Source organism: Mycobacterium sp. TH-M116 (assembly GCF_057473685.1).
Window position 1 is genome coordinate 1 of the sequence record NZ_JBYCLC010000031.1, and the last position, 25,103, is coordinate 25,103.

A 25,103-nucleotide genomic window follows, 5' to 3' on the forward strand; every position below is an offset into this window, starting at 1 on the left:
CTCGGTGCCGGTGTTCTCGAGCGTGGCGTGGGCCAGGCTGGCGTTGACGTCCGGGCCGTGCACCGCCACGCCGTGCCGGCGCGCGTCGGCCACCAGCGACTGCGGCGAGTAGAAGCCCATCGGCTGGGCGCGCAGCAGCGCCGCGCAGAACGCCGCCGGGTGATGCAGCTTGAACCACGCCGAGTAGAACACCAGCGACGCGAAGGACAGCGCGTGGCTTTCCGGGAAGCCGAAATTGGCGAAGGCCTCGATTTTTTCGTAGATCCGGTCGATCACCTCAGCTGGAGCGCCGTGCAGCGCGCGCATGCCGTCGTAGAAGCGATCGCGCAGCCGTCGCATGCGCTCGGTCGAGCGCTTGGAGCCCATGGCACGGCGCAGCTGGTCGGCCCCGGCGGCGGAAAAACCGGCACAGTCGACCGCGAGCTGCATGAGCTGCTCCTGAAACAGTGGCACCCCCAGTGTCTTTCGCAGCGCCGGCACCATGGATGGGTGGTCGTAGACAACCGGGTCGATGCCGTTGCGCCGGCGGATATAGGGGTGCACCGAGCCGCCCTGGATGGGGCCCGGGCGGATCAGCGCGACCTCCACCACCAGGTCGTAGAAGATGCGCGGCTTCAGCCGCGGCAGCGTGGCCATCTGCGCGCGCGACTCCACCTGGAACACGCCGACCGAGTCGGCGCGGGCCAGCATCTCATACACCGCCGGCTCGGACAGGTCGAGGGCGGCCAGGTCGACCTCGATCCCCTTGTGTTCGGCCACCAGGTCGATGGCGTGGTGCAACGCCGAGAGCATGCCCAGCCCGAGCAGGTCGAACTTGACCAAACCGATTGCCGCGCAGTCGTCTTTGTCCCACTGCAGGACGCTGCGGCCCGGCATGCGGGCCCACTCGACCGGGCACACGTCGGCGATCGGCCGGTCGCAGATCACCATGCCCCCGGAGTGGATGCCCAGGTGCCGGGGCAGGTTGGCGATCTGGTTGGCCAGCTCGATCACCTGCGCCGGGATGCCGTCTATGTCCGGCGACTGTCCGTTCGAGTCGGGGCCAAACCCGTTCCGATGACCGATCTGCTTGCTCCAGGCGTCCTGCTGGCCCTGGGAGAAGCCCAGCGCGCGGGCCATGTCGCGCACCGCGATCCGGCTCCGGTAGGTGATGACGTTGGCAACCTGGGCGGCGTAGTCGCGGCCGTAGCGGTCGTAGACGTACTGGATGACCTTCTCGCGCTCATCGGACTCGATGTCCATGTCGATGTCGGGCGGCCCGTCGCGGGCCGGCGACAGGAACCGCTCGAACAGCAGCTCGTTGGCCACCGGGTCGACGGCGGTGACGCCAAGGGCGTAACAGACCGCCGAGTTGGCCGCCGATCCCCGGCCCTGGCACAGGATGTTGTTGTCCCGGCAGAACCGGGCGATGTCGTGGACCACCAGGAAGTAGCCCGGAAACGTCAGCTGAGAAATGACTTTCAACTCGTGTTCGATCTGGGCGTACGCGCGGGGGGCCGCCGCGGGGAGCCCGTAGCGGTCACGGGCACCCGTCATGGTCAGCTGCCGCAGCCAGCTGTCCTCGGTGTGCCCGTCGGGAACCTCGAACGGCGGCAACCGCGGCGCGATCAGCGCCAGCCCGAATGCGCACTGCTCCCCCAGCTCGGCGGCGGCACTCACCACCTCGGGGTACCACGCGAACAGCCGGGCCATCTCCTCACCGGAGCGCAGGTGCGCACCGCCGAGTGGGGCCAGCCAGCCCGCGGCGGCATCCAGGGACTGTCGGGCTCGGATCGCCCCCATCGCCATGGCCAGCCGTCCGCGCGACGGCCCCGCGAAATGCGCCCCCGTGGTGGCGACGACGCCGACCCCGAAGTGTCCTGCCAGCCCGGCCAGCACGGCGTTGCGTTCGTCGTCGAGCGGCTGCCCGTGGTGGGTCAGCTCGACGCTGACCCGGTTCGCGCCGAACCGGTCCACCAGGTCGGCCAGCGCCCGCTCGGCGGCCTCTGGGCCTTTGATCGAAAGCGCTTGGCGTACATGCCCTTTACGGCATCCGGTCAGGATGTGCCAGTGCCCGCCCGCGGCGTGGGTCAGCGCGTCGTAGTCGTAGCGGGGCTTACCCTTCTCCCCGCCGGCCAGGTGCGCGGCGGCCAGTTGCCGGGACAGCCGCCGGTAGCCCTCCGGGCCGCGGGCCAGCACCAGCAGGTGTGGACCGGGCGGATCCGGCGCCTCGGTGCGGGCCCCGGGTCCCAACGACAGCTCGGCCCCGAACACGGTGTGCAGGTCGAGTTCAGCGGCGGCTTGGGCGAACCGCACCGCCCCGTACAGCCCGTCGTGGTCGGTGAGCGCCAAAGCGCGCAGATCCAGCCGGGCCGCCTCCTCGGCCAGCTCCTCCGGGGTGCTGGCGCCGTCGAGAAAGCTGAACGCCGAATGCGCGTGCAATTCGGCGTACGGGACCGGCGAGCGTGCTCCCCATCCGCCGTCGGGTGCGTGGTACGCCGCGCGCTTGCGCGACTGAGGACCCTCCCGGCCGGCCTGCGGGGGCGCGCCGCCGTGGCGCGGCCTGCTGTCGAGCACCCGCTCCATCTCCGCCCAGCTCGGCGGCCCGCCAGACCAGCCCACACGGATCAGCTTATCGAATATACGTTCGATACACGCGGCGGATTCACCACCCCGCTCACGCGAGCACGGCGCCGGTCACCGTGAGAAAGTGGGGCCGTGCACACGCTGGAGCCGGTCGTCATCGACCCACGCCGCCATGACGCCGTCCTGTTCGACCTCGACGCGGTGACCGATGCCGGGGGCACCGCGCTGGAGCCCGCGGCAACACTGGTGCGCCGATTGCACGACGTCGGGCTCGGCACCGCCGTCTTCACGCCCGACGACCACCGTGACGCACCGGCGGACCTGTTCGCCGCGCGGGCTGACGGCCCCGTCGGAGCAGCCGAGCGCCTGCACGTGCGGCCGGGCCGGTGCGCCGTCGTCGCGCGCGACGTCGCCGGAGTCACGGCCGCGCGCGACAGCGGTTTCGCGTTGGTCATCGGCGTCCTCAAGGCAGAAGACCGAACGGGGCGCCGTGACGCGCTGGACGAGGCCGGCGCCGACGCGGTGGTCACCGACGTCGGTGAGGTCACGGTGCGCACCGGGGACCGCCGGATGTCGCAGCTTCCCGACGCGGCGCAAGCCCTGGATCCGCCACCCAACCCGGCGGTGTTCTACGACTTCGACGGCACACTGTCGGACATCGTCGACGACCCGGACGCGGCCCGGCCCGTCGCGGGCGCGACGGCGGCGCTGCAGAAGTTGGCCGCACAGTGCCCGGTCGCCGTGCTGTCCGGCCGCGACCTGGCCGACGTGACACGGCGTGTCGGCGTGCCCGGAATCTGGTACGCCGGCAGCCACGGGTTCGAACTCACCGCACCCGACGGGACACACCACCACAACGACGCCGCCGCGGCGGCCATCCCGGTGCTGGAGCGGGCCGCCGGCGAACTGCGCGAGCGGCTCAGCTCGATTCCCGGAGTCGTGGTGGAGCACAAGCGATTCGGGGTGGCTGTGCACTACCGCAACGCCGCGCGTGACCGTGTCGGCGAGGTGGCCGCGGCGGTGCGCGCGGCCGGCCGGCACAGCGCGCTGCGGGTGACCACCGGCCGCGAGGTCATCGAGTTGCGCCCGGACATCGACTGGGACAAGGGCAAGACGCTGCGCTGGGTGCTCGAGCACCTGCACCGGGCCGGCCCCGACGCGTTGACGCCGATCTATGTGGGCGACGACATCACCGACGAGGACGCGTTCGACGCGGTGCGCGACGACGGTGTGCCCATCCTGGTGCGCCACGACGAGGACGGCGACCGCGCCACCGCGGCGCTGTTCGGGCTGGACAGTCCCGCAGCGGTGAGCGAGTTCACCGACCGGCTGGCGCGCCGGCTTTCTGACACTCACGCGAATTGACTTGTGGCCTTGAGTTATTCCTGCTGGTTGGCATCAAACGCCGACCTGACGTTCAGGCCGTCGCGACCTAACCCGTCACGAACTCCACCGCGCCGTCGTCCAGCGCCACCCGCACGTCGGAGCCGTCCGGGGCCGACACCTCGGTGCGGAACACCGCCCTGCCCGGTTCGGTGCGCCAGATCAGCGTGGTCAGCGTCTCGCCGGGGAACACCGGCGAGGTGAACCGCGCGTCGATCGCGGTGACGTTGGCGGCCACGTTCTTGCCCAGCTCGGCGACCAGCGCGCGCCCGGCCACCCCGTAGCTGCACAGCCCGTGCAGGATCGGCTTGGGGAACCCGGCCAGCTCCCGGGCGAACCACGGGTCGCTGTGCAGCGGGTTGCGGTCCCCGGAGAGCCGGTAGATCAGCGCCTGGTCCGCGCGGGTGGGCAGCGCGATGCGCGCGTCGGGTTCGCGGTCGGGAACCTGCGGGGCGACCGGCCGCTCACCCGGCTGCCCGCCGAACCCGCCCGACTGGCGGATGACCAGCGTGGTCAACGTCTCGGCGATCAGCTTGCCCGACGCGGGGTCGGTACCCCGGCCGCGCAGCACGACGATGGCGTTCTTGCCCTCCCCCTTGTCCTGGATGTCGGCGACCTCGGAAACCACCGACAGCGTGCCCGCCGGCGGCAGGGGCGCGTGCAGCCGGATGCCCTGGGAGCCGTGCAGCAGCAGGGCATGGTTGAACGTCCCGATCTTGCCCGCCGCCGCGAAGGCCGGGGAGCAGATGACCGCGTAGGTGGGCAGCACCTGCTGGGTGATGTCGTGGCTGTTCTCGGTGGTGAACGACAGGTCGTCGACGCCGGCGCCGACGCCGAGCGCATACAGCATGGTGTCCCGGTCGGTCCAGGTGAACTCCATCGGTTCGCTCACCGCGCCGACGGCACCGGGGTCAATCGCCATGGGGCTCTCCATTCTCTCGGGAATGTTCTGTTGGGAATCGAAGCTGTCGCAAAAATCGAGGCTTTTCTGCACCCAACCATCCCAAACCCTTCCCACCGGTGGTGTCGGCAGGGCAGGCTATCGCCATGTCCACGCGCACCAAGATCTGGAAGCCGGTGGCCGTCCTTGTCGCGGCGTTCGTCGTCGGGGCCTGCGGCGGTGGCGCCCCGCAGGCGCGAAGCATCACCCTGACCTTCGTCCGCAACGCCCAGTCACAGGCAGAATCCGACGGGCTCATCGACACCTCGATCCCGGGCCCCGGCCTGAGCCCCGACGGGAAGGGGCAGGCCCAGCAGGTGGCGCACGGCCGTCACGACTTCGACGCCGTCTACGCCTCCGACGCGGCCGACGCGCAGCAGACCGCCGCGCCCCTGGCCGCCGAGATGGGCACACAGGTCGAGGTCCTCGACGGGCTGCGGCCGATCAACGCCGGCTGGTACAACGGCAAACCCGAGACGATGGCCGCCTCGACGTACCTGCTGGCGCCGGCGGACTGGCTCAACGGGGACCGGCAGGTCAGCGTCCCGGGTTCCACCAGCGGCAACGAGTTCAACTCCCGGTTCACCGCCGCCGTCCGCAAGATCTACAGCGACGGCCACGCCAAACCCGTCGTCGTCACCCAGGGGTCGGCGATCATGGTGTGGACGCTGATGAACGCCAAGAACGGTAGGGACAGCCTGCTGACCAAACATCCCCTGTCCAACGTCGGCCGCGTGGTGCTCACCGGCAACCCGGTCACCGGCTGGACGCTGGTGGACTGGGACGGCATCCGCAACGTCGCCAACTGATCACCACCCGATTCACGGTAGTCATCATGGCGTCTCGGTGGCCGTGAGCGCGCAGGTAGTCTTACGTCGATGGACCCGGTATTCGTCGACGTCGACACCGGTGTCGACGACGCGCTGGCGTTGCTCTACCTGCTGGGCACCCCCGGTGCTGACCTGGTCGGCATCGCCTCGACCGGCGGAAACGTTGGGGTGGAACAGGTTTGCGAGAACAACCTGGGATTACTCGAGTTGTGCCGGGTCGGCGGGGTGCCGGTCTCCAAAGGGTCCGGCGCCGCCCTGACCGCACCGATACGCTCGCCCTCGAAGGTGCACGGCCCCCGGGGGCTGGGGTACGCCGACCTGCCGCCGAGCAGTCTCGAGCTCACCGGCCACGACGCCGCGACGGGGTGGGTGCGCGCGGCGCACGCCTTCCCCGGTGAGCTGATCGGCGTGGCGACCGGCCCGTTGACCAACCTGGCGCTGGCGCTGCGTGCCGAGCCCGCGCTGCCGACACTGCTGCGCCGGCTGGTGATCATGGGCGGCTCCTACGACCACCGCGGCAACGTCACCCCGGTGGCGGAATGGAACATGAGCGTGGATCCCGAGGCCGCCGCCGAGGTGCTCGCGGCGTGGAGCAACCCGCCGGGGTCGTTGCCGGTGCTGTGCGGGCTCGACCTGACCCGCACCGTCGCGATGACGCCCGATCACCTCGTGCGGCTGGCGGCGGCCGCGGGGTCGACGACCACTCCGATGAGCGCGAGCGACGCGCGCGGCACCCGGTCGACGGCGTCCAACCCGCTGATCCGGCTGGTCGAGGACGCGATGCGGTTCTACCTGGAGGCCTACCACGACAACGGCCACGGGTTCGCCGCTCATCTGCACGACCCGCTGGCCGTCGCGGCGGCGCTCGAACCCGAACTCGTCACGGCGCGCCCGGCCACGGTGGACGTCGAACTCACCGGCGCGCACACCCGCGGCATGACCGTGACCGACTGGTCGAAGCACCGAGAACCCAATGCGCTCATCGGCGTTCACGTCGATGAGGCGGCGTTCTTCGACCGGTTCGTCGAACGGGTCGGGGCGTTCGCACGCCGGTTGGCCTGAGAGACCTGCCCCCGACGCGTCATTCGTAGCTTCCCTCGAGGTACCAGCGCCGGCGGCGATAACACAGCAGCAGCGCCCGCTCGCTTTCCAGCAGCACCTGCGCGCGGGCGGTGCGGTTCCCCGCCCCGGTGGCGCCCCGGTCGGGGTCCCACCACCGCTCGTCGACCGGCCACGGGCCGGCCCACCAGCACAGCCGCTCGTCGGCGCCCTGAATGCCGCCGCCGATCATTCGCTCGGGATCGGCGGAGAACAGCCCACGGCCGGTCACCCGCACCGGCTTTCCTTGGCCGTCAAGCAGTTCCACGGCCTCGTCGAGCAACACCGACGGAGACGGCTCGGGCAGCCGGCCGGGCCACGGCGGGCCGGGGTCTGCCCGCGGCACCGGCTCGTCGCCCAGCGGGATCAACGTGATGCGTTCGGCCGGCCCGCGACCACCCGAGAGCACCGGCACCCGCACCGACTCCGGACCCAGCAGGCCCTGCACCCGCACCAGCGCCTGGCGGGCCCGCAGCCGGTCATCCTCGCCCGGCCCGCCCCACAGCGGCAATTGCAGCGCCGCGGCGGACACCACCTCCACGGCCCGGAGCCGCAGCAGTGTCACCGGTGCCGTCGGACCGGCCCGGGCATTCCGGGCGCTCAACCACCCGTCGAGCTGCCAGCGCACCCGGTCGGCGGTGGCGTCCTCGGTCAACGGCTCGGCGCACCGCCAGACCCGGCTGCGTTCCTCGCCGCAGGCGGTGACGGCGTGGATGGCCAGCCGGGTGCATCCCACCCCGGCAGCCATCAGCTGCCGATGCAGCGTGTCCGCCAGCGATCGGCCCGCGAACGCCGCGGCATCGACCCGGTCGATCGGCGGATCGCAGTCCAGCACGGCCTCGAACTCCGGCGGCGGTTGCTGCCCGGACGGCGCCCGCTCGGGCTCGCCGCGGGCAAACCGGTGCGCGGTGACGCCCTCGGCACCGAACCGGGAGGCCACGTCGGGGCGAGGCAGCGCGGCGAACTGCCCGATGGTGCGAATCCCCAACCGCCACAAAAGATCCGATAACTCACCCCGGCCCGGCCCGGCCAGGCTCGGTTCGGCGGCGAGCTGGCGGATCGACAGCGCCGACAGGAATTTCGCGTCGCCCCCGGCCTCGACGACCCGGCCCGCGCGCGCGGCGAAGACCGCGGTGGACAGCTGGTCGGCGATCCCGGCCTGACACTCGGCGCCGGCCACTGAACTCACGGCCACCGCGTCGATCAGCCGCTCGGCGGCCTGTTGCTCGGACCCGAAATAGCGGGCGGCCCCGCGCACCGGCAGCACCACGAGCCCGGGACGCAGCACCTCGGCGCGGGGCACCAGATCGTCCACCGCCGCGATCACCGCTTCGAAGAGGCGGGCGTCGCGGTCTGCATCGGCGGTCGCCACGTGCAGCTGCGGGCAGCGGGCCGCCGCTTCCCGGCGGCGCAGCCCCCTGCGCACCCCCGCCGCACGAGCGGCCGCCGAGCAGGCGATCACCCGGTTGGCCAGCGTGACCGCGACCGGGGCCGTCGCGGACAGGTCCGCGGACACCGCTGCCGCGGCCGCGGGCCAGTCCATGCACCAGATCGCCAGCACCCGGGAAGAAGCCACCGGAATCACCCCGTCCGCGCCCGGCCGACCGTCCGGCCCGCGCACACCCCGCCGACCTGCAGCCGCACCCTGCCGATGCGCCCGAGGCCCGGCCGGCCCCCAGCCGTCAGCTCGTAACCGCAGACCCGGGCCGCGAGCCGGGTCGGGGCCCCCTGCCACTCGCCGTCGGTGACCAGCAGGGTGCAGCCCTTGTTGCGGGCGCGCGCCACCACCGCCCGCGCCCGCGTCTGGGGCACCCGCCGCCCGCCCAGGCCGAGCACCACCAGGTCCATGCCGTCCACGAGCACCGCGGCCACCTCCACCGGATCGGTTCCGGCATCGGGTATCACCGCGATCCGGCTCAGGTCCGCACCCATCTCCACGGCGGCCAGCAACCCGATGTCGGGCTGGCCGACGATGGCCGCGTTGCCTCCGGCCGCCGTGACCGCGGCCACCACGCCCAGCAGCAGCGACCGCGCCCCCGACAGCACCGCCACCGTCCCCCGCGGCAACGCCACCGGCAGCGAATCCGCCAGCCACTGCGGGAGCGCCAGCCGGGATCCCGACTCGGGCAGCGGGTCGTCGGCGACGGCCTTCCCGGACGCCTTCCCGGACAACGACGCCTTCCCGGACGTCTTCCCGGACATCACAGCCATCCGCCGGCGAAGCGATTCGAGCTGTTCGGCGCGATTTTCCCGACGCCGATCGGAGGCGAAAGCCGGTATCATACCCATTCCCCAAATTCGCCCATGCCCTAAATTCGCCCGTTCCCCATATTCGAAAGTATGTTCGATATCGCGAGTAAACACCTGCCCTCCGACAGCCGTCAAGCCAACCGTCAAGCACCGTGAGAGGCGGCTTCATGCACTCGGTGCCGGTGTGGCTGATGGTGCTTTTGAGCAGCGTTGTGTCGGCGCCTCGGTGGCCGACCCGGTCAGAGCGCGCCGAGTACCCGCGACGCCAGCAGTTCCAGCGTCGGGTCGCTGCCGCGATCATGGGTGAACAGCACGATCTGCCCGAAGCCCAGCTCCTGCAGTTCCTGGATGCGGTGCACGATCTGCGGCGCGGTGCCGATCAGGCCGCCCTCCTGCAGCCCGAACGCCGGCGCACCGAAACGCTTTTCGGCCGCCGCGCGGACCTCGGGCAGCGTCGCGTCGTCGGGCGCGAGCGCCATGACGGCCTCGACCGACAACACGATGTCGGCCGGGTCGCGTCCGATGTCGGCGCAGCAGGCGCGCAGCACGTCGCGTTTGCGTTCCAGCTCGGCCAGCGCATAGGTGGGCACGTTCCACACGTCGGCGTACCGGGCGACCAGCGGCAGCGTGTACCTCTCCCCCACGCCGCCGACGACGATCGGCGGACGCGGCTTCTGCAGCGCTCCGGGGACGATCGGCATGTCCTCGACCGTGTAGTGCCTGCCCGTGAAGTCGACCCACTCAACGGCGAACGCCTGGGTGAGGATCTCGAGCGCCTCACCGAGCCGCTCGGAACGGTCGCGGAAAGTGCCCCACGGCAAGCCCATTCGCAGATGCTCGTCGGGAATGGAACCGCTGCCCAGGCCGAGTTCGAGCCGCCCGCCCGAGATCTGGTCGAGCGTGGTGGCCATCTTGGCGAGCACCGCGGGGTGGCGGAACTGGTTGCACAGCACCATGTGTCCGACGCGGAGCCGTTCGGTGCGGGCCAGCAGTGCGGTCGCCAGCGTCCAGGCCTCCAGCGACGGAATCGTCGGTGCGCCGGGCCCGTACATGTGGTCGTAGAGCCACACCGAGCCGATGCCGAGTTCCTCGCAGCGCAGCGCGCGGTGCAGCACGTCGGAATAGGTGAACCCCATCTGCGGCACGTAGACACCGATGTCGAGTGTGGTCATGGCTTCACCTTTCCGCGCCCGGAACACCACACCCACCACGGGTGCCGCGCCGCCGGAAAACGGGCACGCGGACCGCGGCGATTGTCGCGCGAAGGCGGGCAGTCCGTCGCGCCGGCCGTTCTACTCCCACTCGATCGTGCCGGGCGGTTTGCTCGTGATGTCGAGCACCACGCGGTTGACCTCGGCCACCTCGTTGGTGATGCGGGTCGAGATGCGCTCCAGCACGTCGTAGGGCACCCGCGTCCAGTCGGCGGTCATGGCGTCCTCGCTGGACACCGGCCGCAGCACGATCGGGTGCCCGTAGGTGCGGTTGTCGCCCTGCACCCCGACCGAGCGGACGTCACCCAACAACACCACCGGACACTGCCAGATCTGGTTGTCCAGGCCGGCCGCGGTCAGCTCCTCACGCGCGATCGAGTCGGCGCGCCGCAACGTCTCCAGCCGCGCCTCGGTCACCTCGCCGACGATGCGGATACCCAGACCTGGCCCCGGAAACGGTTGGCGCGCCACAATTTCCTCCGGCAGACCCAGCTCGCGCCCCACCGCCCGCACCTCGTCTTTGAACAGCAGCCGCAGCGGCTCGACGAGCGTGAACTTCAGGTCGTCGGGCAGGCCGCCGACGTTGTGGTGGCTCTTGATGTTGGCGGTGCCACTGCCCCCACCGGACTCCACCACGTCGGGATACAGCGTGCCCTGCACCAGGAAGTCGACCCGCGAGTCGGTATCGCCCACGATGTCGCGCACCGCGCCCTCGAACGCCCGGATGAACTGGCGGCCGATGATCTTGCGTTTGCCCTCGGGATTGTGCACCCCCGTCAGCGCGGCCAGGAAGGTGTCCGCCGCGTCGACGGTGACGAGGTTGGCGCCGGTGGCGGCGACAAAATCGCGCTGCACCTGCTCGCGCTCCCCGGCGCGCAACAACCCGTGGTCGACGAACACGCAGGTCAACCGGTCGCCGATGGCGCGCTGCACCAGCGCGGCGGCCACGGCCGAGTCCACGCCGCCGGACAGTCCGCAGATCGCCCGGCCGTCGCCGACCTGTTCGCGCACCTGCTCGACCAGCGCACCGGCGATGTTGGCGGGCGTCCAGTCCGCGCCGACCCCGGCGAAGTCGTGCAGGAACCGGCTGAGCACCCGCTGCCCATGCGGGCTGTGCATCACCTCCGGGTGGTACTGCACCCCGGCCAGGCGCCGCTCGACGTTCTCGAAGGCTGCCACCGGGGCGCCCGGACTGCTGGCCACCACCTCGAACCCGTCCGGCGCGGCCGTGACCGCGTCGCCGTGGCTCATCCACACCGGCTGGGTCGCGGGCAGGCCCGAATGCAGCTGCCCGCCCGTCACTGTCAACTCGGTGCGGCCGTACTCACTGGTGCCGGTATGGGCGACGGTCCCCCCGAGGGCCTGCGCCATGGCCTGGAAGCCATAGCAGATGCCGAAGACCGGCACCCCCAGGTCGAACAGCGCGGGGTCGATCCGCGGAGCGCCATCGCTGTAGACGCTGGCCGGCCCGCCGGACAGCACCAGCGCCAGCGGGTGGCGCGCCCTGATCTCCTCGAGCGCGGCGGTGTGGGGGACGACCTCGGAAAAGACCCGCGCCTCGCGAACCCGGCGGGCGATCAACTGCGCGTACTGCGCACCGAAGTCGATCACCAGCACCGGCCGCGGCGCCCCATCACCAGGTTTCGTCACGCCGCAAAGTTTAGTGGGCGCCGGTCGGGCGACCGGTGCGCCACCGTGCCGCGCCACGCCGGGTCACCCGGTGGCGGCATGGGGTGAGGCATGGTGGAGTGGGTGGGGCCCAACCGGTCCCCGACACCAGGAGAGTGAGGTCCGCCGTGAGCCCAGGGCTCGGCCTGCCAGAGAAGGTCCATGCCTGCCTGTTCGACCTGGACGGTGTGCTCACCGATACCGCCAGCGTCCACACCAAGGCATGGACGACCATGTTCGACGCCTTCCTGTCGCAGCGGGCCGAGCGCACGGGCGAGGAGTTCGTCCCCTTCGACCCGGATGCCGACTATCTTCGCTACGTCGACGGCAAGCCGCGCGAGGACGGGGTCCGGTCGTTTTTGGCCAGCCGCAAGATCGAGCTGCCCGACGGCGGTCCCGACGATCCCTCCGACGCCGACACGGTGTACGGCCTGGGCAACCGCAAGAACGCGATGTTCCAGAAGGTCCTGCACGAGGATGGCGTCGCGGTCTTCGACGGGTCGCGGCGTTATCTGGAGGCGGTCTCGGCCGCGGGGCTGGGCATCGCCGTGGTGTCGGCCAGCGCCAACGCCCACGACGTCCTGCAGATCGCCGACCTGGACCGGTTCGTCCAGCAGCGGGTCGACGGTTGCACGCTGCGTGACGAGCACCTCGCCGGCAAGCCCGCCCCGGATTCGTTCCTGCGCGCGGCCCAGCTGCTCGGTGTGGAGCCCCAGGCGGCGGCGGTGTTCGAGGACGCGCTGTCGGGCGTGGCGGCCGGCCGGGCCGGTGATTTCGGCTACGTGGTGGGTGTCGACCGGGTGGGCCAGGCCGACGGCCTGCGCAGCAGCGGCGCCGACGTCGTCATCACCGATCTCGGCGATCTGCTGCGATCATGATCACCGACGAATCGTTCCCGGTCGAACCGTGGCAGGTCCGCGAGACCCGGCTCGACCTGGACCTGCTGGCCCAGTCCGAGTCGTTGTTCACCCTGTCCAACGGGCACGTCGGGTTGCGCGGCAACCTCGACGAGGGCGAGCCGTACGGCCTGCCGGGCACCTACCTGAACTCGTTCTACGAAGTGCGGCCGCTGCCCTACGCCGAGGCCGGGTACGGGTATCCGGAGGCCGGCCAGACGCTCGTCGACGTCACCAACGGCAAGATCTTCCGGCTCCTGGTCGAGGACGAGCCGTTCGACGTCCGCTACGGCGCCCTGCTCTCCCACGAGCGGACCCTCGACCTGCGCGCCGGGACGCTGTGCCGGACGGCGCACTGGCGCTCGCCGGCGGGCAAGCAGATCAAGCTGGTGTCCACCCGGCTGGTGTCGCTGACACAGCGCGGCGTGGCGGCCGTCGAGTACACCGTCGAGGCCGTCGAGGAGTTCGTGCGAGTGACGGTCCAGTCGGAGCTGGTGACCAACGAGGACCTACCGGAGACCTCGGGTGACCCGCGGGTGTCGGCGATCCTGGACCACCCGCTCGAGGCCGTCGAACACGAGAACACCGAGTGCGGGGCGCTGCTCATGCACCGGACCCGCTCGAGCGCCCTGATGATGGCCGCCGCGATGGATCACGAGGTCGAGGTTCCCGGGCGGGTCGAGATCAGCACCGACGCGCGTCCCGACCTGGCCCGGACCACCATCATCTGCGGGCTGCGCCCCGGGCAGAAGCTGCGGATCGTCAAATACCTGGCGTACGGCTGGTCGAGGTTGCGTTCCCGCCCGGCTCTGCGCGACCAGGTGGCCGCCGCGCTGCACAGCGCCCGCTACAGCGGGTGGCAGGGGCTGCTGGATTCGCAGCGGTCCTACCTCGACGAGTTCTGGGACAACGCCGACGTCGAGGTCGACGGCGACCCCGAGTCCCAACAGGCGGTCCGGTTCGGACTCTTCCACCTGCTGCAGGCCAGCGCCCGCGCCGAACGGCGGGCGATCCCGGCCAAGGGGCTCACCGGGACGGGTTATGACGGCCACGCCTTCTGGGACACCGAGAGCTACGTGCTGCCGGTGCTCACCTACACCGCCCCCCACGCGGTCGCCGACGCGCTGCGCTGGCGGGCGTCGACGCTGAGGTACGCCAAGGAGCGGGCCACCGAGCTGGGCCTGCGCGGGGCGAGCTTCCCGTGGCGGACCATCCGCGGGCAGGAATGCTCGGGGTACTGGCCGGCCGGCACGGCGGCCTTCCACATCAACGCCGACATCGCCATGGCCTTCGAGCGCTACCGCATCGTCACCGGGGACGAGTCGCTGGAAAAGGAGTGCGGCCTGACGGTGCTCGTCGAGACCGCGCGGCTCTGGCTCTCGCTCGGCCATCACGACCGGCACGGCGTCTGGCATCTCGACGGGGTGACCGGTCCCGACGAGTACACGGCGATCGTGCGCGACAACGTGTTCACGAACCTGATGGCGGCGCACAACCTGGTCACCGCGGCCGAGGCCTGCAACCGCCATCCCGAGGCCGCCGACGCGCTCGGCGTCACCACCGAGGAGACAGCCGCCTGGCGCGACGCCGCCGCCGCGATCAACATCCCCTACGACGACGAACTGGGCGTGCACCAGCAGTGCGAGGGTTTCACCACCTTCGCCGAGTGGGACTTCGAGGCCAACACGACCTACCCGCTCCTGCTGCACTACCCCTACGTACAGCTCTACCCCGCCCAGGTGATCAAGCAGGCCGACCTGGTGCTGGCCATGCAGTTGCGCAGCCACGCGTTCACCCCCGAACAGAAAGCCCGCAACGTCGACTACTACGAGCGGCGCACGGTGCGCGACTCGTCGTTGTCGGCGTGCACCCAGGCGGTACTGTGCGCCGAGGTCGGGCACCTGGACCTGGCTCACGACTACGCCTACGAGGCCGCGCTGATCGACCTGCGCGACCTGCATCACAACACCCGCGACGGGCTGCACATGGCCTCGCTGGCGGGTGCCTGGACGGCATTGGTCGTGGGATTCGGCGGCCTGCGCGACGACGAGGGCATCATGTCACTGGATCCGCAACTGCCCGACGGCATCACCCGGCTGCGGTTCCGGCTGCGCTGGCGGGATTTCCGCCTGACCGTCGACGTCAACCACTCCGATGTCACGTACACGGTGCACGACGGGCCCGGCGGCGAGCTGACCATCCGGCACGCCGGCCAGGAGATGACCCTGAGCACCGACGCGCCCACGACGATCGCGGTGCGTACCCGCAAGCCCCTGCTGGCACCGCCGTCGCAACCGGCTGGCCGCACGCCCATGCACCGGCGCGCGCTGGCTCGCAGCAAGTAGGAAGCGTCCCGGAGCCGACTGTTGCCCGTCCCACATTCGGTAGCTACACTAATCGTTATCGATGTAGTCATCTGACTACATCGGACTTCGGCCAAGGACGACAGCAATGACAGACCAGGTAAGCGTCACGAAACTGGGCAGCCGCATCGGTGCGCGGGTCGACGGGGTGCGCCTCGGCGGCGAGCTCGACCCCGGCGTGGTCGACGAGATCCACCGCGCCCTGCTGACCCACAAGGTGATCTTCTTCCGCGGCCAGCACCACCTCGACGACGCGCAGCAGCTCGCATTCGCCGGCCTGTTGGGCACGCCGATCGCCCACCCCGCCGCCTCGGTCCTGGCCGCCAAGGACGCACCGGTCATCACGCCGATCAACTCCGAGTACGGCAAGGCCAACCGCTGGCACACCGACATCACCTTCGCCGCCAACTACCCCGCGGCGTCGATCCTGCGGGCAGTCGCCCTGCCCACCTACGGCGGCTCGACCCTGTGGGCATCGACCGCGGCCGCCTACGAGCAGCTGCCCGAGCCGCTGCGATGCCTCGCCGAGAACCTGTGGGCGCTGCACACCAACCGCTATGACTACGTCACCGCCGAGGCCCACGCGGCCCAGAAGACAATGACCGACGCGCAGCGGGCGTTCCGGCAGGCCTTCGAGAAGCGCGACTTCCAGACCGAGCACCCCGTGGTGCGGGTGCACCCCGAGACCGGCGAGCGCACACTGCTGGCCGGGGACTTCGCCCGCGGCTTCGTCGGTTTGGACGGCTACGAGTCCAGCGCGCTACTGGAACTACTACAGCGACGGATCACGCTGCCCGAGAACACGATTCGCTGGAACTGGGAGGCGGGCGACGTCGCCATCTGGGACAACCGCGCCACCCAGCACCGGGCGATCGACGACTACGACGACCAGCCCCGACTGATGCACCGGGTCACCCTGATGGGCGATGTCCCGGTCAACGTGCACGGGGAACGCAGCCGGGTACTCAGCGGCGCACCGCTCGAGGCGATCGGCTCCGGGGCAATCGCAAGCTGACCCGCCTCAGCCCGCGGAACCGACCTGCTCGACCGGCCCCCAGCGCAGCGCGCCCGGCGCATCGGCCGGCACCACAGGGTGTCTCGGCACGATCGGTGCCAACCGCCGGTAGGTGTCGCCCTGCAGCGGTCGCTGATCGCTCTCCCCCTTGTTCGGCCACAGCGAGGCGGCCCGCTCGGCCTGCGCGGTGATGGACAGCGAGGGGTTGACGCCCAGGTTCGCCGAGATGGCGGCGCCGTCCACCACATACAGCGTCGGGTAGCCGTGAACTCGGTGGTAAGGGTCGATGACGCCGTGCGCGGGATCCTCGCTGATCGCCGCGCCGCCCAGGAAGTGCGCGGTCAGCGGGATGTTGAACAGTTCGCCCCAGGTGCCGCCGGCGACGCCGTCGACCTTGGCGGCAATGCGGCGCGTCACCTCGTTGCCAACCGGGATCCAGGTCGGGTTCGGCTCGCCGTGCCCCTGCTTGCTGGAGTACCGGCGCCAATGAAACGGGCCCAGCTTGCCGCCCTTGGTGTACGTGGTGATCGAGTTGTCCAGGTGCTGCATCACCAGGGCGATCAGGCTGCGCTCGCTCCAGTGACTGACGTTGAGCATGCGCAGCATGCGACGCGGGTCCTCGGAGGCCTGCTGCAGCAACTGTTTCCAGCGTGGCACGTCGGTGCCGCCGGGGCCCGTGCCGTCGGTCATCAGGGTTTGCAGCAGGCCCATCGCGTTGGAGCCCTTGCCGTAGCGACAGGGTTCGACATGGGTGTCGGCGGTTGGATGGATCGACGACGTGATCGCCACCCCGTGGGTCAGGTCGAGGTCCGGCGAGACCTGCAGGCGGGCCGCACCGACGATCGATTCGGAGTTGGTGCGGGTCAGCATGCCCAGCCGGCCCGACAGACGCGGCAGCTTGCCCCGGTCGCGCATCGTGAACAGCAGGTGCTGGGTACCCCACGTGCCCGCGGCCAGGATCAGGTACGAGGCGGTGAACGTGCGTCGGTCGCGTCGCACCCAGCTTCCGGTGCGCACGGTGCGTACCTCCCATAGTCCGTCGGAGCGCTGCTCGAAACCCTTCACCGTCGTCATCGGAAGCACCTGCGCCCCGGCGGATTCGGCGAGGCCCAGATAGTTCTTCACCAACGTGTTCTTGGCGCCGACGCGGCAGCCAGTCATGCACGAGCCGCACTCCAGGCAGCCGGTGCGTGCCGGGCCGGCACCACCGAAATACGGATCCGGGACGGTCTGTCCCGGCGCCTTGGTGCCGTCGGGACCGAAGAACACCCCGACCGGGGTCGGCACGAACGTGTCGCCGCAGCCCATGTCGTCGGCCACCTCTTTGAGCACCCGGTCGGCGTCGGTGAAGGTCGGGTTCTTCACCACGCCCAGCATTCGCTGCGCCTGGTCGTAGTGCGGCATCAGCTCGCCGCGCCAGTCGGTGATGTGCGACCATTGCCGGTCGGCGAAGAACGGCTCCGGCGGCACGTAGAGGGTGTTCGCGTAGTTCAGCGAGCCGCCGCCCACCCCGGCACCGGCCAGGATCATCACGTTGCGCAGCGGATGGATGCGCTGGACGCCGTAACAGCCCAGCTTCGGCGCCCACAGGAACTTGCGCAGGTCCCAGGACGTCTGGGCGAACTCCTCGTCGGCGAAGCGGCGGCCGGCCTCCAATACCCCTACCCGGTAGCCCTTTTCGGTCAGCCGCAGCGCGCTGACACTGCCGCCGAAACCCGAGCCGATGATCAAGACGTCGTAATCCGGATTCACCGGTGCAGTATGAACCGCTTTACATCCGCCTGGTAACCGGGTCACCCATCGCCGCGTTGTCCACGAAACGTTGACGCTGCGTTCACCATCCCCGCTACCCGAAGCCCGCCACCCGAAGCCCGCTACCCGAATCTCTGTGTGGTGGTCGCGGGACCGACGAGTCCAGCCCGGGGCTGTCACCTTGAATACACAAAACCATGCATGTATACATGCAGAGTGGCCACTAAGACAATATCGATCGACCTCGATGCCTATGAGCGCCTTCGGGCCGCTCGGCGCACACCGAACGAATCATTTTCCCGCGTCATCAAGCGTGCGCACTGGCGCAACGAAGTTCCCACGGCGGCAGCGCTTCTCGACGCACTCGACGCCCTACCGGCGGTGGGCGACCACGTTCTCAGGCGCCTCGACGAAGCGCAACACGCCGACACACCGCCGCCGGACCAATGGCGCTCAAACTAAGCGTCGACACGACATTTCTCATCGATCTGCAACGGGAGAGATCTGCCGGTGACGACGACGGTGCCGCGCACCAGGTGCTCAAACGCTCGCCGGATGCCGAGTTGTTCCTTTCAACGATCGCGTTAGGCGAGTTCGCCGAAGGATTCGACCAAGCCGACGACCCGATCATCACCGCCATGCGCACGGGACACGCGGTCGTTCCGGTAGATGACCGGATAGCGTTGGTCTACGCAAGAGTGGCAAGGGCGCTGCGGCACCGTGGCGAACTGATCGGTGCCAATGATCTCTGGGTCGGTTGCACGAGCCTGCAATTGGGCATCCCGATCGTCACCGCGAACGTCGCGGATTTCCGGCGAATCGACGGGCTCGGCATCGTCCAATACCGTTGACGTTCAAGGCGTAAAGCGCGGCCACCGCGCACTGAGGCTGCCCCGCGATGAGTTGAGCACCTCAGCACCCGACGGTCAGGCCGACCTTCTGGAATTCCTTGAGGTCGCAGTATCCCGCCTTCGCCATCGACCGGCGCAGGCCACCGACCAGGCTGAGGCTGCCGAACGGGTCGTCGGAGGGCCCGTTCAGGACGCGTTCCATCGGCGGGCGCTCGCCGGCCGCGATCTGCAGCAGCGCCCCGCGTGGCAACGACGGGTGCGCCGCCGCCGCCGGCCAGAACCATCCGCCGCCCAGCGCCTCCGCGCACTCGGCCAGCGGCGTGCCCAACACGACCGCGTCGGCACCGCAGGCGATCGCCTTGGCCAGCTCACCGGAGGTGTGGATGTCGCCGTCGGCCAGCACGTGCACGTACCGGCCGCCGGTCTCGTCGAGGTATTCACGCCGCGCGGCGGCGGCGTCGGCGATCGCGGTGGCCATCGGGACGCTGATGCCCAGCACCTCGTCGGTGGTGGTCACGCCCCGGGTGGAGCCGTAGCCGACGATGACGCCGGCGGCCCCGGTGCGCATCAGGTGCAGCGCGGTGCGGTGGTCCTGCACGCCGCCGGCGACCACGGGCACGTCGAGCTCGGAGATGAAGGTCTTCAGATTCAGCGGCTCGCCATCGCTGGCCACCCGCTCGGCGGACACGATCGTGCCCTGGATGACCAGCAGGTCGATGCCGGCCGCGACGAGCACCGGCGTCAGCCATTGCGCGTTCTGGGGGCTCACCCGCACCGCCGTGGTGACGCCGGCCTCGCGGATGCTGACCACCGCGGCAGCCAGCAGTTCCGGGTCCAGCGGTGCCGCGTGCAGTTCCTGCAGCAGCCGTACCGCGGCCGAGGGTTCGGGCTCCTTCTCTGCGGCCTCGACGAGCTGAGCGATCTTGGCCTCGACGTCGGCGTGCCGCCCGATCAGGCCTTCGCCGTTGAGGATTCCCAACCCGCCGAGCCGACCGAGTTCGATGGCGAACTCCGGCGACACCAACGCGTCGGTCGGATGGGCCAGCACCGGGATCTCGAACCGGTAGGCGTCGAGCTGCCAGGTCGTCGACACGTCCTTCGACGAGCGGGTGCGGCGCGACGGCACGATGCTGACTTCGCTGAGTTCATAGGCGCGGCGCGCGATGCGGCCCATCCCGATCTCGACCATGTGGATATCCAGCGAGCTTTCTAACGGGCGTAGTAGTTGGGTGCTTCGACGGTCATGGCGACGTCGTGCGGGTGGCTTTCGCGGAGTCCGGCGGCGGTGATCCGGACGAACTGCGCCTGCTGCAGGGCCTCGATGGTGGACGAGCCCGTGTAGCCCATGGCGGCCCGCAGCCCACCGGTCAGCTGGTGGATCACCGACGACAGGGGGCCGCGGAACGGCACGCGGCCCTCGATGCCCTCGGGGACCAACTTGTCCTCCGAGAGCGCGTCGTCGGCGAAGTAGCGGTCCTTGGAGTAGGACCTGCCTGGAGCTCCGGCCCCACCCCTGCCCTGCATGGCGCCCAGCGATCCCATCCCGCGGTAGCTCTTGAACTGCTTGCCGTTGACGAAGATCAGTTCGCCGGGCGCTTCGGCGGTGCCGGCCAGCAGCGATCCCAGCATTGCCGTCGACGCACCGGCGGCCAGTGCCTTGGCGATGTCGCCGGAGTACTGCAGCCCTCCGTCGGCGATGACGGGCACGCCCGCCGGCCCGCACGCGGCGACCGCCTCGAGGATCGCCGTGATCTGCGGTGCGCCCACACCGGCCACGACGCGCGTCGTGCAGATCGACCCAGGCCCGACACCGACCTTCACCGCGTCGGCACCGGCCTCGACCAGTGCGGCGGCGGCGGCCCTGGTGGCCACGTTGCCGCCGATCACCTCGACTCGGTCGCCCACCTCGATTTTGAGCTTGCCGACCATGTCGAGCACCAGCCGATTGTGGGCGTGCGCGGTGTCGACGACCAGTACGTCGGCGCCCGCGTCGACCAGCATCATGGCCCGCACCCAGGCATCGCCACCGACGCCGACCGCGGCCCCCACCAGTAGCCGGCCGTCCTTGTCCTTGGTCGCCAGGGGGTGCTGCTCGGTCTTGACGAAGTCCTTCACGGTGATCAGGCCGGTGAGCCGACCATGACCGTCGACCACGGGCAACTTCTCGATCTTGTGGCGGCGCAGCAGGCCCAGCGCAGCGTCGGCGCTGACCCCTTCCTGGGCGGTGATCAGCGGGGCCTTGGTCATCACCTCGGCGACCGTCTTGGTCTGGTCGACCTCGAACCGCATGTCGCGGTTGGTGATGATGCCGAGCAGCGCGCCGGAGTCGTCGACCACCGGCAGGCCGGAGATCCGGAACCGTGCGCACATCGCGTCGACCTGCGCCAGGGTGTTGTCCGGCCGGCAGGTGACCGGATCGGTGACCATGCCCGCCTCGGATCGTTTGACCGTCTCGACCTGGCCGGCCTGTTCGGCAACAGGCAGGTTGCGGTGCAGCACACCCATTCCGCCGGCTCGCGCCATCGCGATGGCCATCCGCGACTCGGTCACCGTGTCCATCGCTGAACTGACCAGCGGCACTTTCAGTCTGATCTTCCTGGTGAGGTGGCTGGTGGTGTCCGCCGCGGCGGGCACCACGTCGGACGCCGCCGGCAGCAGCAGGACGTCGTCGAACGTCAGCCCCAACATGGCTACCTTGTTGGGATTGTCGCCCCCGGTCGGCACCGAGTTCTCCGTCAGGCCGCCGCGAAAATACGGACTCGCGACCAGGTCGGAACTGTCTTCCAGGTGGGACATGCCACGGGACATCGGTGAGGCCTCCATACGCATGCGAAGTAAGACACCCATCCTATCGGCTCGCTCCCGGCTGGTGACGATGCGCGCCGTGAAGCGGCGCGAGGAGGAACCGGCCAATCCAACCCGGCCGGTGACGATGCGCGCCGTGAAGCGGCTGCTGGCGTTCCCATTGTGGGCGTGCGTACCCTAGAGGGGTGCGCGACCACCTCCCCCCGGGTTTGCCGCCTGACCCGTTTGCCGATGATCCCTGTGACCCGTCGGCGGTTCTGGATGACGTAGAGCCCGGTCAGCCACTGGACCAGCAGGAGCGGGTGGCTGTCGAGGCAGACCTGGCGGACCTGGCCGTGTACGAGGCACTGTTGGCGCACAAGGGTATTCGCGGACTCATGGTCTGCTGTGACGAGTGCCAGCAAGACCATTACCACGACTGGGACATGTTGCGGGCCAACCTGCTGCAGCTCTTGATCGACGGCACCGTCCGGCCGCACGAGCCCGCGTACGACCCCGAGCCCGATTCCTACGTGACGTGGGATTACTGCCGGGGATACGCCGACGCATCCCTCAACGAAGCGACGTCGGACGCCGACGGGTACCCCCGGCTGCACTGATCCGCACCCCGGTCAGGGAGTGCCGTGCGGCTCCCCCGTTCCGGGCGCGATGATCTGCACGTGGTGCCGGTGAGAGCCGGAGAACGGCGCAGGCAACAGGCTCGATCCCGATTCGGGCGGCGGAACCACCGAGGCCTCCGGAGTCTTGGACACCGGAGGCGAGACGCCCGGCCCCCCGGACCGGGGCGGCAGCGTCGCTTTCGGGTCGCGCGACCGGACCCTGGTGTTGAGCAGGTCGACCTGGTCCATCAGATCCTGGCGGCTGGCGTCGTCGTTCATCGACTGCACGGCAGTGCTGACCTCGGCCAGCTGTTCGTGCGCCTGGTCCCACTGTCCCTGGTCGATCATCTCCTGGACCTTGGCCAGCTCGGCCTTGGCGGACAACGTGATCTGGCCGTCGTTCACGCGTGGCTGGTCGAAGACCATCTGATGTAAACCATAGAGCGCGTCCCCCGGACGGGCTTCGGCCACCAGTGCGCCGAATCCGCTGAGAACCAGCAGTGCCGCGGCCACCGACCCGATCGTCGCCAGGCCGCGCCGACTGCGGCGGCGTTCCGCTATCCCGGTGCGCAGCGCCTCGACGGCTTCTTCCGGAGACACCAGCGCGCTGGCCGGCGGCCACCGCAAGTTGTCGCGCCAGTCCTCCAGCAGCAGGGCCAGCGCCGCGTCGTCGGGATCGTCGCGATCGGGCAGATCGACCGGCAGACGTTCGGCGAGCGCGTCGAGCAGCACGTCGGTGCGGGCGAACTCGTCCAGACCCGGTTGGTCGCCGAGTCCACGTCCAAACTCACGCATAGTCACCTGCCGCAACGATTTCGGATTTGAGTCGCGTCAGCGCGCGGTGCTGGGCCACCCGCACCGCGCCTGTCGTGCTACCGACGGCCGCAGCGGTCTCCTCGGCGGACAAGCCCACTACGACGCGCAGAATCAGGACTTCGCGCTGTTTGGCGGGCAGGATTTCCAGCAACTCGCCCATCCGGCTGACCGAGTCGGCCTCGATGGCCCGCTGCTCCGGGCCCGCCTCGGCCGACCAGCGCTCGGGCACCGTCTCCGACGGATAGGTGAGATCGCGGCCCGCCGCCCGATGGGCGTCGGCGACCTTGTGAGCGGCGATCCCATAGAGAAAGGCCAGAAAGGGCCGCCCTCGTTCGCGGTAGCGGGGCAGCGCCGTAATGGTGGCCAAGCACACCTCCTGAGCCACGTCATCGGCCGACAGACCACCTCGCTCGACCGTGCCGACTCGCGCGCGGCAATATCGCAACACTATCGGGCGGATGGTCTCCAGCACCTCCCGTAGAGCCTTCCGGTCCCCCGCGACGGCCTCGGCCACCGCAGCGTCGAGACGATCCCCTTGATTTGTCATCGACGGCGGTATCTCCAACGTTACGAACCGGACACATCCCCGGGGCTTACCAACGCCATGACAATAGCGGGCGAACGCCCATTCAATCGGAATGCCACGTTCCACCGGCGCGTCGCACCTGAGCTGCGCAGATATCGCGGATTTCGTACAATTCCCGTGCCCCAAACGTGATGCTGCCGATATCGATGAGCAAGCATGCCAGCGCCCATCGCAGGGGCGTCAACCCCAGCCGCGCCGCCTCGTCGAGCGCGGCCTCCGCCACGGGCCGGGCATCCTCGGTGGCACCGGCGCTGCACCTGGCGGCGGCCAGCACGACATCGCTTTTGACCCGGTGCCGCGCTGATGCGACGGCCATCGCCCGGGACAGCTCGACCGCCTCGCCGGCGTGGCGGACGGCGACATCGCCGTGGCCGGAGGCCATCGCCAGCTCGGCGGCAACCCACCGCCTGCGTACGGCGAGCCGGTCGGGCACCACCGCCACCGGCTCCAGCACCGCGTCCATGCGGGCCAGCAACGCCGCCGCGGCCGCCAGGCGGCCGACGCCCAGGGCGTCGGCCGCGAGCCCGGTCAGCGCGTCGGCGCAGGCCTCGGGGTCCGTTGCCGCCAACGCCAGGGCCCGCCCGTCCCACCTCCGTGCCAGGGTGTGCCATCCGAGCTGGCGCAGAAACGACCCCTGCGCGCTGTGGGCCAGCGAGATCAGGCGCCCCGCCGCGCCGCTGCGCCGCAACTGGGCGAGATCACGGTAGGCACTGCCGTAGCGACCCTGCCCGCCGGCCGCGACCGCGCGCAGCCACAATTGCTCCGGAGTGGTCGCCGTGGGCAACGGCCACCGGCCTGGATCATCGCCAAAGGCGGCATCGGCCAACGTTCGGTCGATCACGGAAGTGTGATAAGTCTCAATCACGGCCATAGTAGTAAACAGTTCGTGGGCGTTGTGTTACCGAAATGTTAATCGCTATCGCGGCATCACTAATTGCCTGGTGCCATTCCCCCAGCGCTGACCTGGGAAGATCTCGATTCGGCCAAGTGCCTGGTAGCACCCGGCCCGTTCGTGAAATACGATACAGATGAACACGAAGTAAAATCCGTCCGAACGCTTCCTTATTTTGCCGGCCTCAGTGGCTATTGACGGAAATTCACCGCCACCCTTACGTTTAGCGGTGACGGGTTGTCATCGGTGACGCCGCCTCATTTCGTTTGCGCAAACGCTTTTCGGACGCTTCTCGAACTCGACCTCAACTGGGCGTGCCGTGCGGAGAGGGAACAAGCCAATGCCACAGCCTGAGCAGCTACCCGGGCCCAACGCCGACATCTGGAACTGGCAACTCCAGGGCCTGTGCCGCGGGGTTGACTCATCGATGTTCTTTCATCCCGACGGGGAGCGAGGCCGCGCGCGCATGCAGCGCGAGCAGCGCGCCAAGGAGATGTGCCGGCAGTGCCCGGTCATTCAGCAGTGCCGTTCCCACGCCCTCGACGTCGGTGAGCCCTACGGCGTGTGGGGCGGCCTGTCCGAA

Annotated in this window: 22 protein-coding genes; 10 read left to right on the forward strand and 12 right to left on the reverse strand. The window is 69.8% G+C overall.

Annotation, left to right across the window (positions count from 1 at the left end; genetic code table 11):
- On the reverse strand, positions 1 to 2,601 hold a 2,601-nt coding region (locus tag AC2VOK_RS01290), incomplete at its 3' end, for an error-prone DNA polymerase (RefSeq protein ID WP_428898863.1).
- Between the two features lie 96 nt (positions 2,602 to 2,697).
- Here AC2VOK_RS01290 and otsB point away from each other — a divergent pair.
- Positions 2,698 to 3,930 carry a trehalose-phosphatase gene (gene otsB, locus AC2VOK_RS01295; RefSeq protein WP_428898864.1) on the forward strand — a complete coding sequence of 411 codons (1,233 nt, stop codon included), beginning with the start codon at positions 2,698 to 2,700 and terminating at the stop codon, positions 3,928 to 3,930.
- 67 nt (positions 3,931 to 3,997) lie between these two features.
- On the opposite strand, the gene AC2VOK_RS01300 is transcribed toward otsB, so the two are convergent.
- On the reverse strand, positions 3,998 to 4,870 hold the full coding sequence (locus tag AC2VOK_RS01300) for a MaoC/PaaZ C-terminal domain-containing protein (RefSeq protein WP_428898865.1): 873 nt from the start codon (positions 4,868 to 4,870) through the stop codon (positions 3,998 to 4,000).
- 125 nt (positions 4,871 to 4,995) lie between these two features.
- Here AC2VOK_RS01300 and AC2VOK_RS01305 point away from each other — a divergent pair, with 125 nt between their 5' ends.
- A complete protein-coding gene (locus tag AC2VOK_RS01305) occupies positions 4,996 to 5,697 on the forward strand; it encodes a histidine phosphatase family protein (protein WP_428898866.1) in 702 nt (233 codons plus the stop codon).
- A gap of 69 nt (positions 5,698 to 5,766) precedes the next feature.
- Positions 5,767 to 6,780 (forward strand): nucleoside hydrolase, encoded by a 1,014-nt coding sequence (locus AC2VOK_RS01310; RefSeq protein WP_428898867.1) that lies wholly within the window; start codon positions 5,767 to 5,769, stop codon positions 6,778 to 6,780.
- A 19-nt stretch (positions 6,781 to 6,799) separates the two neighbouring features.
- On the opposite strand, the gene AC2VOK_RS01315 is transcribed toward AC2VOK_RS01310, so the two are convergent.
- The 4 genes from AC2VOK_RS01315 to guaA all read right to left on the reverse strand — a co-directional run bounded on the left by AC2VOK_RS01315 (position 6,800) and on the right by guaA (position 11,927).
- Complete coding sequence (locus AC2VOK_RS01315) at positions 6,800 to 8,359, reverse strand: DNA polymerase Y family protein (RefSeq protein ID WP_428898883.1); 1,560 nt, start codon at positions 8,357 to 8,359, stop codon at positions 6,800 to 6,802.
- A 38-nt stretch (positions 8,360 to 8,397) separates the two neighbouring features.
- On the reverse strand, positions 8,398 to 9,099 hold the full coding sequence (locus AC2VOK_RS01320; RefSeq protein ID WP_428898868.1) for a hypothetical protein: 702 nt from the start codon (positions 9,097 to 9,099) through the stop codon (positions 8,398 to 8,400).
- A gap of 206 nt (positions 9,100 to 9,305) precedes the next feature.
- A complete protein-coding gene (locus AC2VOK_RS01325) occupies positions 9,306 to 10,238 on the reverse strand; it encodes an LLM class flavin-dependent oxidoreductase (protein WP_428898869.1) in 933 nt (310 codons plus the stop codon).
- Between the two features lie 120 nt (positions 10,239 to 10,358).
- Positions 10,359 to 11,927, reverse strand: a complete 1,569-nt coding sequence (gene guaA, locus AC2VOK_RS01330; protein WP_428898870.1) for a glutamine-hydrolyzing GMP synthase — start codon at positions 11,925 to 11,927, stop codon at positions 10,359 to 10,361.
- Between the two features lie 98 nt (positions 11,928 to 12,025).
- Between guaA and AC2VOK_RS01335 the strand changes: the two genes are divergently transcribed.
- From AC2VOK_RS01335 to AC2VOK_RS01345, 3 genes are all read left to right on the forward strand, one after another.
- Positions 12,026 to 12,823 carry a beta-phosphoglucomutase family hydrolase gene (locus AC2VOK_RS01335; RefSeq protein WP_428898871.1) on the forward strand — a complete coding sequence of 266 codons (798 nt, stop codon included), beginning with the start codon at positions 12,026 to 12,028 and terminating at the stop codon, positions 12,821 to 12,823.
- The gene (locus tag AC2VOK_RS01340; RefSeq protein WP_428898872.1) at positions 12,820 to 15,186 is read left to right on the forward strand and encodes a glycoside hydrolase family 65 protein; all 2,367 of its coding nucleotides are present in this window, start codon (positions 12,820 to 12,822) and stop codon (positions 15,184 to 15,186) included. The genes AC2VOK_RS01335 and AC2VOK_RS01340 overlap by 4 nt, the downstream gene beginning before the upstream one ends.
- A gap of 106 nt (positions 15,187 to 15,292) precedes the next feature.
- Positions 15,293 to 16,219: a TauD/TfdA dioxygenase family protein gene (locus AC2VOK_RS01345; RefSeq protein ID WP_428898873.1), complete on the forward strand. Its 927-nt coding sequence runs from the start codon at positions 15,293 to 15,295 to the stop codon at positions 16,217 to 16,219.
- A gap of 6 nt (positions 16,220 to 16,225) precedes the next feature.
- On the opposite strand, the gene AC2VOK_RS01350 is transcribed toward AC2VOK_RS01345, so the two are convergent.
- A complete protein-coding gene (locus AC2VOK_RS01350; RefSeq protein ID WP_428898874.1) occupies positions 16,226 to 17,971 on the reverse strand; it encodes a GMC oxidoreductase in 1,746 nt (581 codons plus the stop codon).
- Positions 17,972 to 18,172: 201 nt separating this feature from the next.
- Here AC2VOK_RS01350 and AC2VOK_RS01355 point away from each other — a divergent pair, with 201 nt between their 5' ends.
- Positions 18,173 to 18,433: an antitoxin VapB family protein gene (locus AC2VOK_RS01355; protein ID WP_428898875.1), complete on the forward strand. Its 261-nt coding sequence runs from the start codon at positions 18,173 to 18,175 to the stop codon at positions 18,431 to 18,433.
- Positions 18,418 to 18,822, forward strand: coding sequence for a type II toxin-antitoxin system VapC family toxin (locus AC2VOK_RS01360; RefSeq protein WP_428898876.1), 405 nt, complete (start codon positions 18,418 to 18,420; stop codon positions 18,820 to 18,822). Before AC2VOK_RS01355 ends, AC2VOK_RS01360 begins: the two co-directional genes overlap by 16 nt.
- Before the next feature lie 61 nt (positions 18,823 to 18,883).
- Here the strand turns inward: AC2VOK_RS01360 and AC2VOK_RS01365 are convergent, their stop codons facing one another.
- Positions 18,884 to 20,011 (reverse strand): GuaB3 family IMP dehydrogenase-related protein, encoded by a 1,128-nt coding sequence (locus AC2VOK_RS01365; RefSeq protein ID WP_428898877.1) that lies wholly within the window; start codon positions 20,009 to 20,011, stop codon positions 18,884 to 18,886.
- 20 nt (positions 20,012 to 20,031) lie between these two features.
- Entirely contained in the window at positions 20,032 to 21,630 is a 1,599-nt protein-coding gene (gene guaB, locus AC2VOK_RS01370) for an IMP dehydrogenase (RefSeq protein WP_428898878.1), read from the reverse strand.
- Positions 21,631 to 21,812: 182 nt separating this feature from the next.
- On the opposite strand from guaB, the gene AC2VOK_RS01375 reads away from it, so the two are divergent.
- A complete protein-coding gene (locus tag AC2VOK_RS01375; RefSeq protein WP_428898879.1) occupies positions 21,813 to 22,226 on the forward strand; it encodes a DUF5319 domain-containing protein in 414 nt (137 codons plus the stop codon).
- 12 nt (positions 22,227 to 22,238) lie between these two features.
- Here AC2VOK_RS01375 and AC2VOK_RS01380 read toward each other — a convergent pair whose 3' ends face one another.
- From AC2VOK_RS01380 to AC2VOK_RS01390, 3 genes are all read right to left on the reverse strand, one after another.
- Positions 22,239 to 23,021, reverse strand: a complete 783-nt coding sequence (locus AC2VOK_RS01380) for an anti-sigma-D factor RsdA (RefSeq protein WP_428898880.1) — start codon at positions 23,019 to 23,021, stop codon at positions 22,239 to 22,241.
- Positions 23,014 to 23,589, reverse strand: coding sequence for a sigma-70 family RNA polymerase sigma factor (locus tag AC2VOK_RS01385; protein ID WP_428898884.1), 576 nt, complete (start codon positions 23,587 to 23,589; stop codon positions 23,014 to 23,016). Before AC2VOK_RS01385 ends, AC2VOK_RS01380 begins: the two co-directional genes overlap by 8 nt.
- Positions 23,590 to 23,671: 82 nt before the next feature.
- A complete protein-coding gene (locus AC2VOK_RS01390) occupies positions 23,672 to 24,499 on the reverse strand; it encodes a hypothetical protein (protein WP_428898881.1) in 828 nt (275 codons plus the stop codon).
- Positions 24,500 to 24,860: 361 nt separating this feature from the next.
- Here AC2VOK_RS01390 and AC2VOK_RS01395 point away from each other — a divergent pair.
- Positions 24,861 to 25,103: WhiB family transcriptional regulator (locus tag AC2VOK_RS01395; RefSeq protein ID WP_428898882.1), on the forward strand; the 243-nt coding region annotated here is incomplete at its 3' end.

Coding starts and splice junctions, on each gene's coding strand:
- AC2VOK_RS01310 (WP_428898867.1), top strand. CDS start 5,767: ATGGACCCGGTATTCGTCGACGTCGACACCGGTGTCGACGACGCGCTG.
- AC2VOK_RS01390 (WP_428898881.1), bottom strand. CDS start 24,499: ATGGCCGTGATTGAGACTTATCACACTTCCGTGATCGACCGAACGTTG.
- AC2VOK_RS01320 (WP_428898868.1), bottom strand. CDS start 9,099: ATGATACCGGCTTTCGCCTCCGATCGGCGTCGGGAAAATCGCGCCGAA.
- AC2VOK_RS01380 (WP_428898880.1), bottom strand. CDS start 23,021: ATGCGTGAGTTTGGACGTGGACTCGGCGACCAACCGGGTCTGGACGAG.
- AC2VOK_RS01385 (WP_428898884.1), bottom strand. CDS start 23,589: ATGACAAATCAAGGGGATCGTCTCGACGCTGCGGTGGCCGAGGCCGTC.
- AC2VOK_RS01360 (WP_428898876.1), top strand. CDS start 18,418: ATGGCGCTCAAACTAAGCGTCGACACGACATTTCTCATCGATCTGCAA.
- AC2VOK_RS01305 (WP_428898866.1), top strand. CDS start 4,996: ATGTCCACGCGCACCAAGATCTGGAAGCCGGTGGCCGTCCTTGTCGCG.
- AC2VOK_RS01300 (WP_428898865.1), bottom strand. CDS start 4,870: ATGGCGATTGACCCCGGTGCCGTCGGCGCGGTGAGCGAACCGATGGAG.
- AC2VOK_RS01325 (WP_428898869.1), bottom strand. CDS start 10,238: ATGACCACACTCGACATCGGTGTCTACGTGCCGCAGATGGGGTTCACC.
- AC2VOK_RS01345 (WP_428898873.1), top strand. CDS start 15,293: ATGACAGACCAGGTAAGCGTCACGAAACTGGGCAGCCGCATCGGTGCG.
- guaB (WP_428898878.1), bottom strand. CDS start 21,630: ATGTCCCGTGGCATGTCCCACCTGGAAGACAGTTCCGACCTGGTCGCG.
- AC2VOK_RS01340 (WP_428898872.1), top strand. CDS start 12,820: ATGATCACCGACGAATCGTTCCCGGTCGAACCGTGGCAGGTCCGCGAG.
- AC2VOK_RS01315 (WP_428898883.1), bottom strand. CDS start 8,359: ATGGACTGGCCCGCGGCCGCGGCAGCGGTGTCCGCGGACCTGTCCGCG.
- AC2VOK_RS01365 (WP_428898877.1), bottom strand. CDS start 20,011: ATGGTCGAGATCGGGATGGGCCGCATCGCGCGCCGCGCCTATGAACTC.
- AC2VOK_RS01355 (WP_428898875.1), top strand. CDS start 18,173: ATGTATACATGCAGAGTGGCCACTAAGACAATATCGATCGACCTCGAT.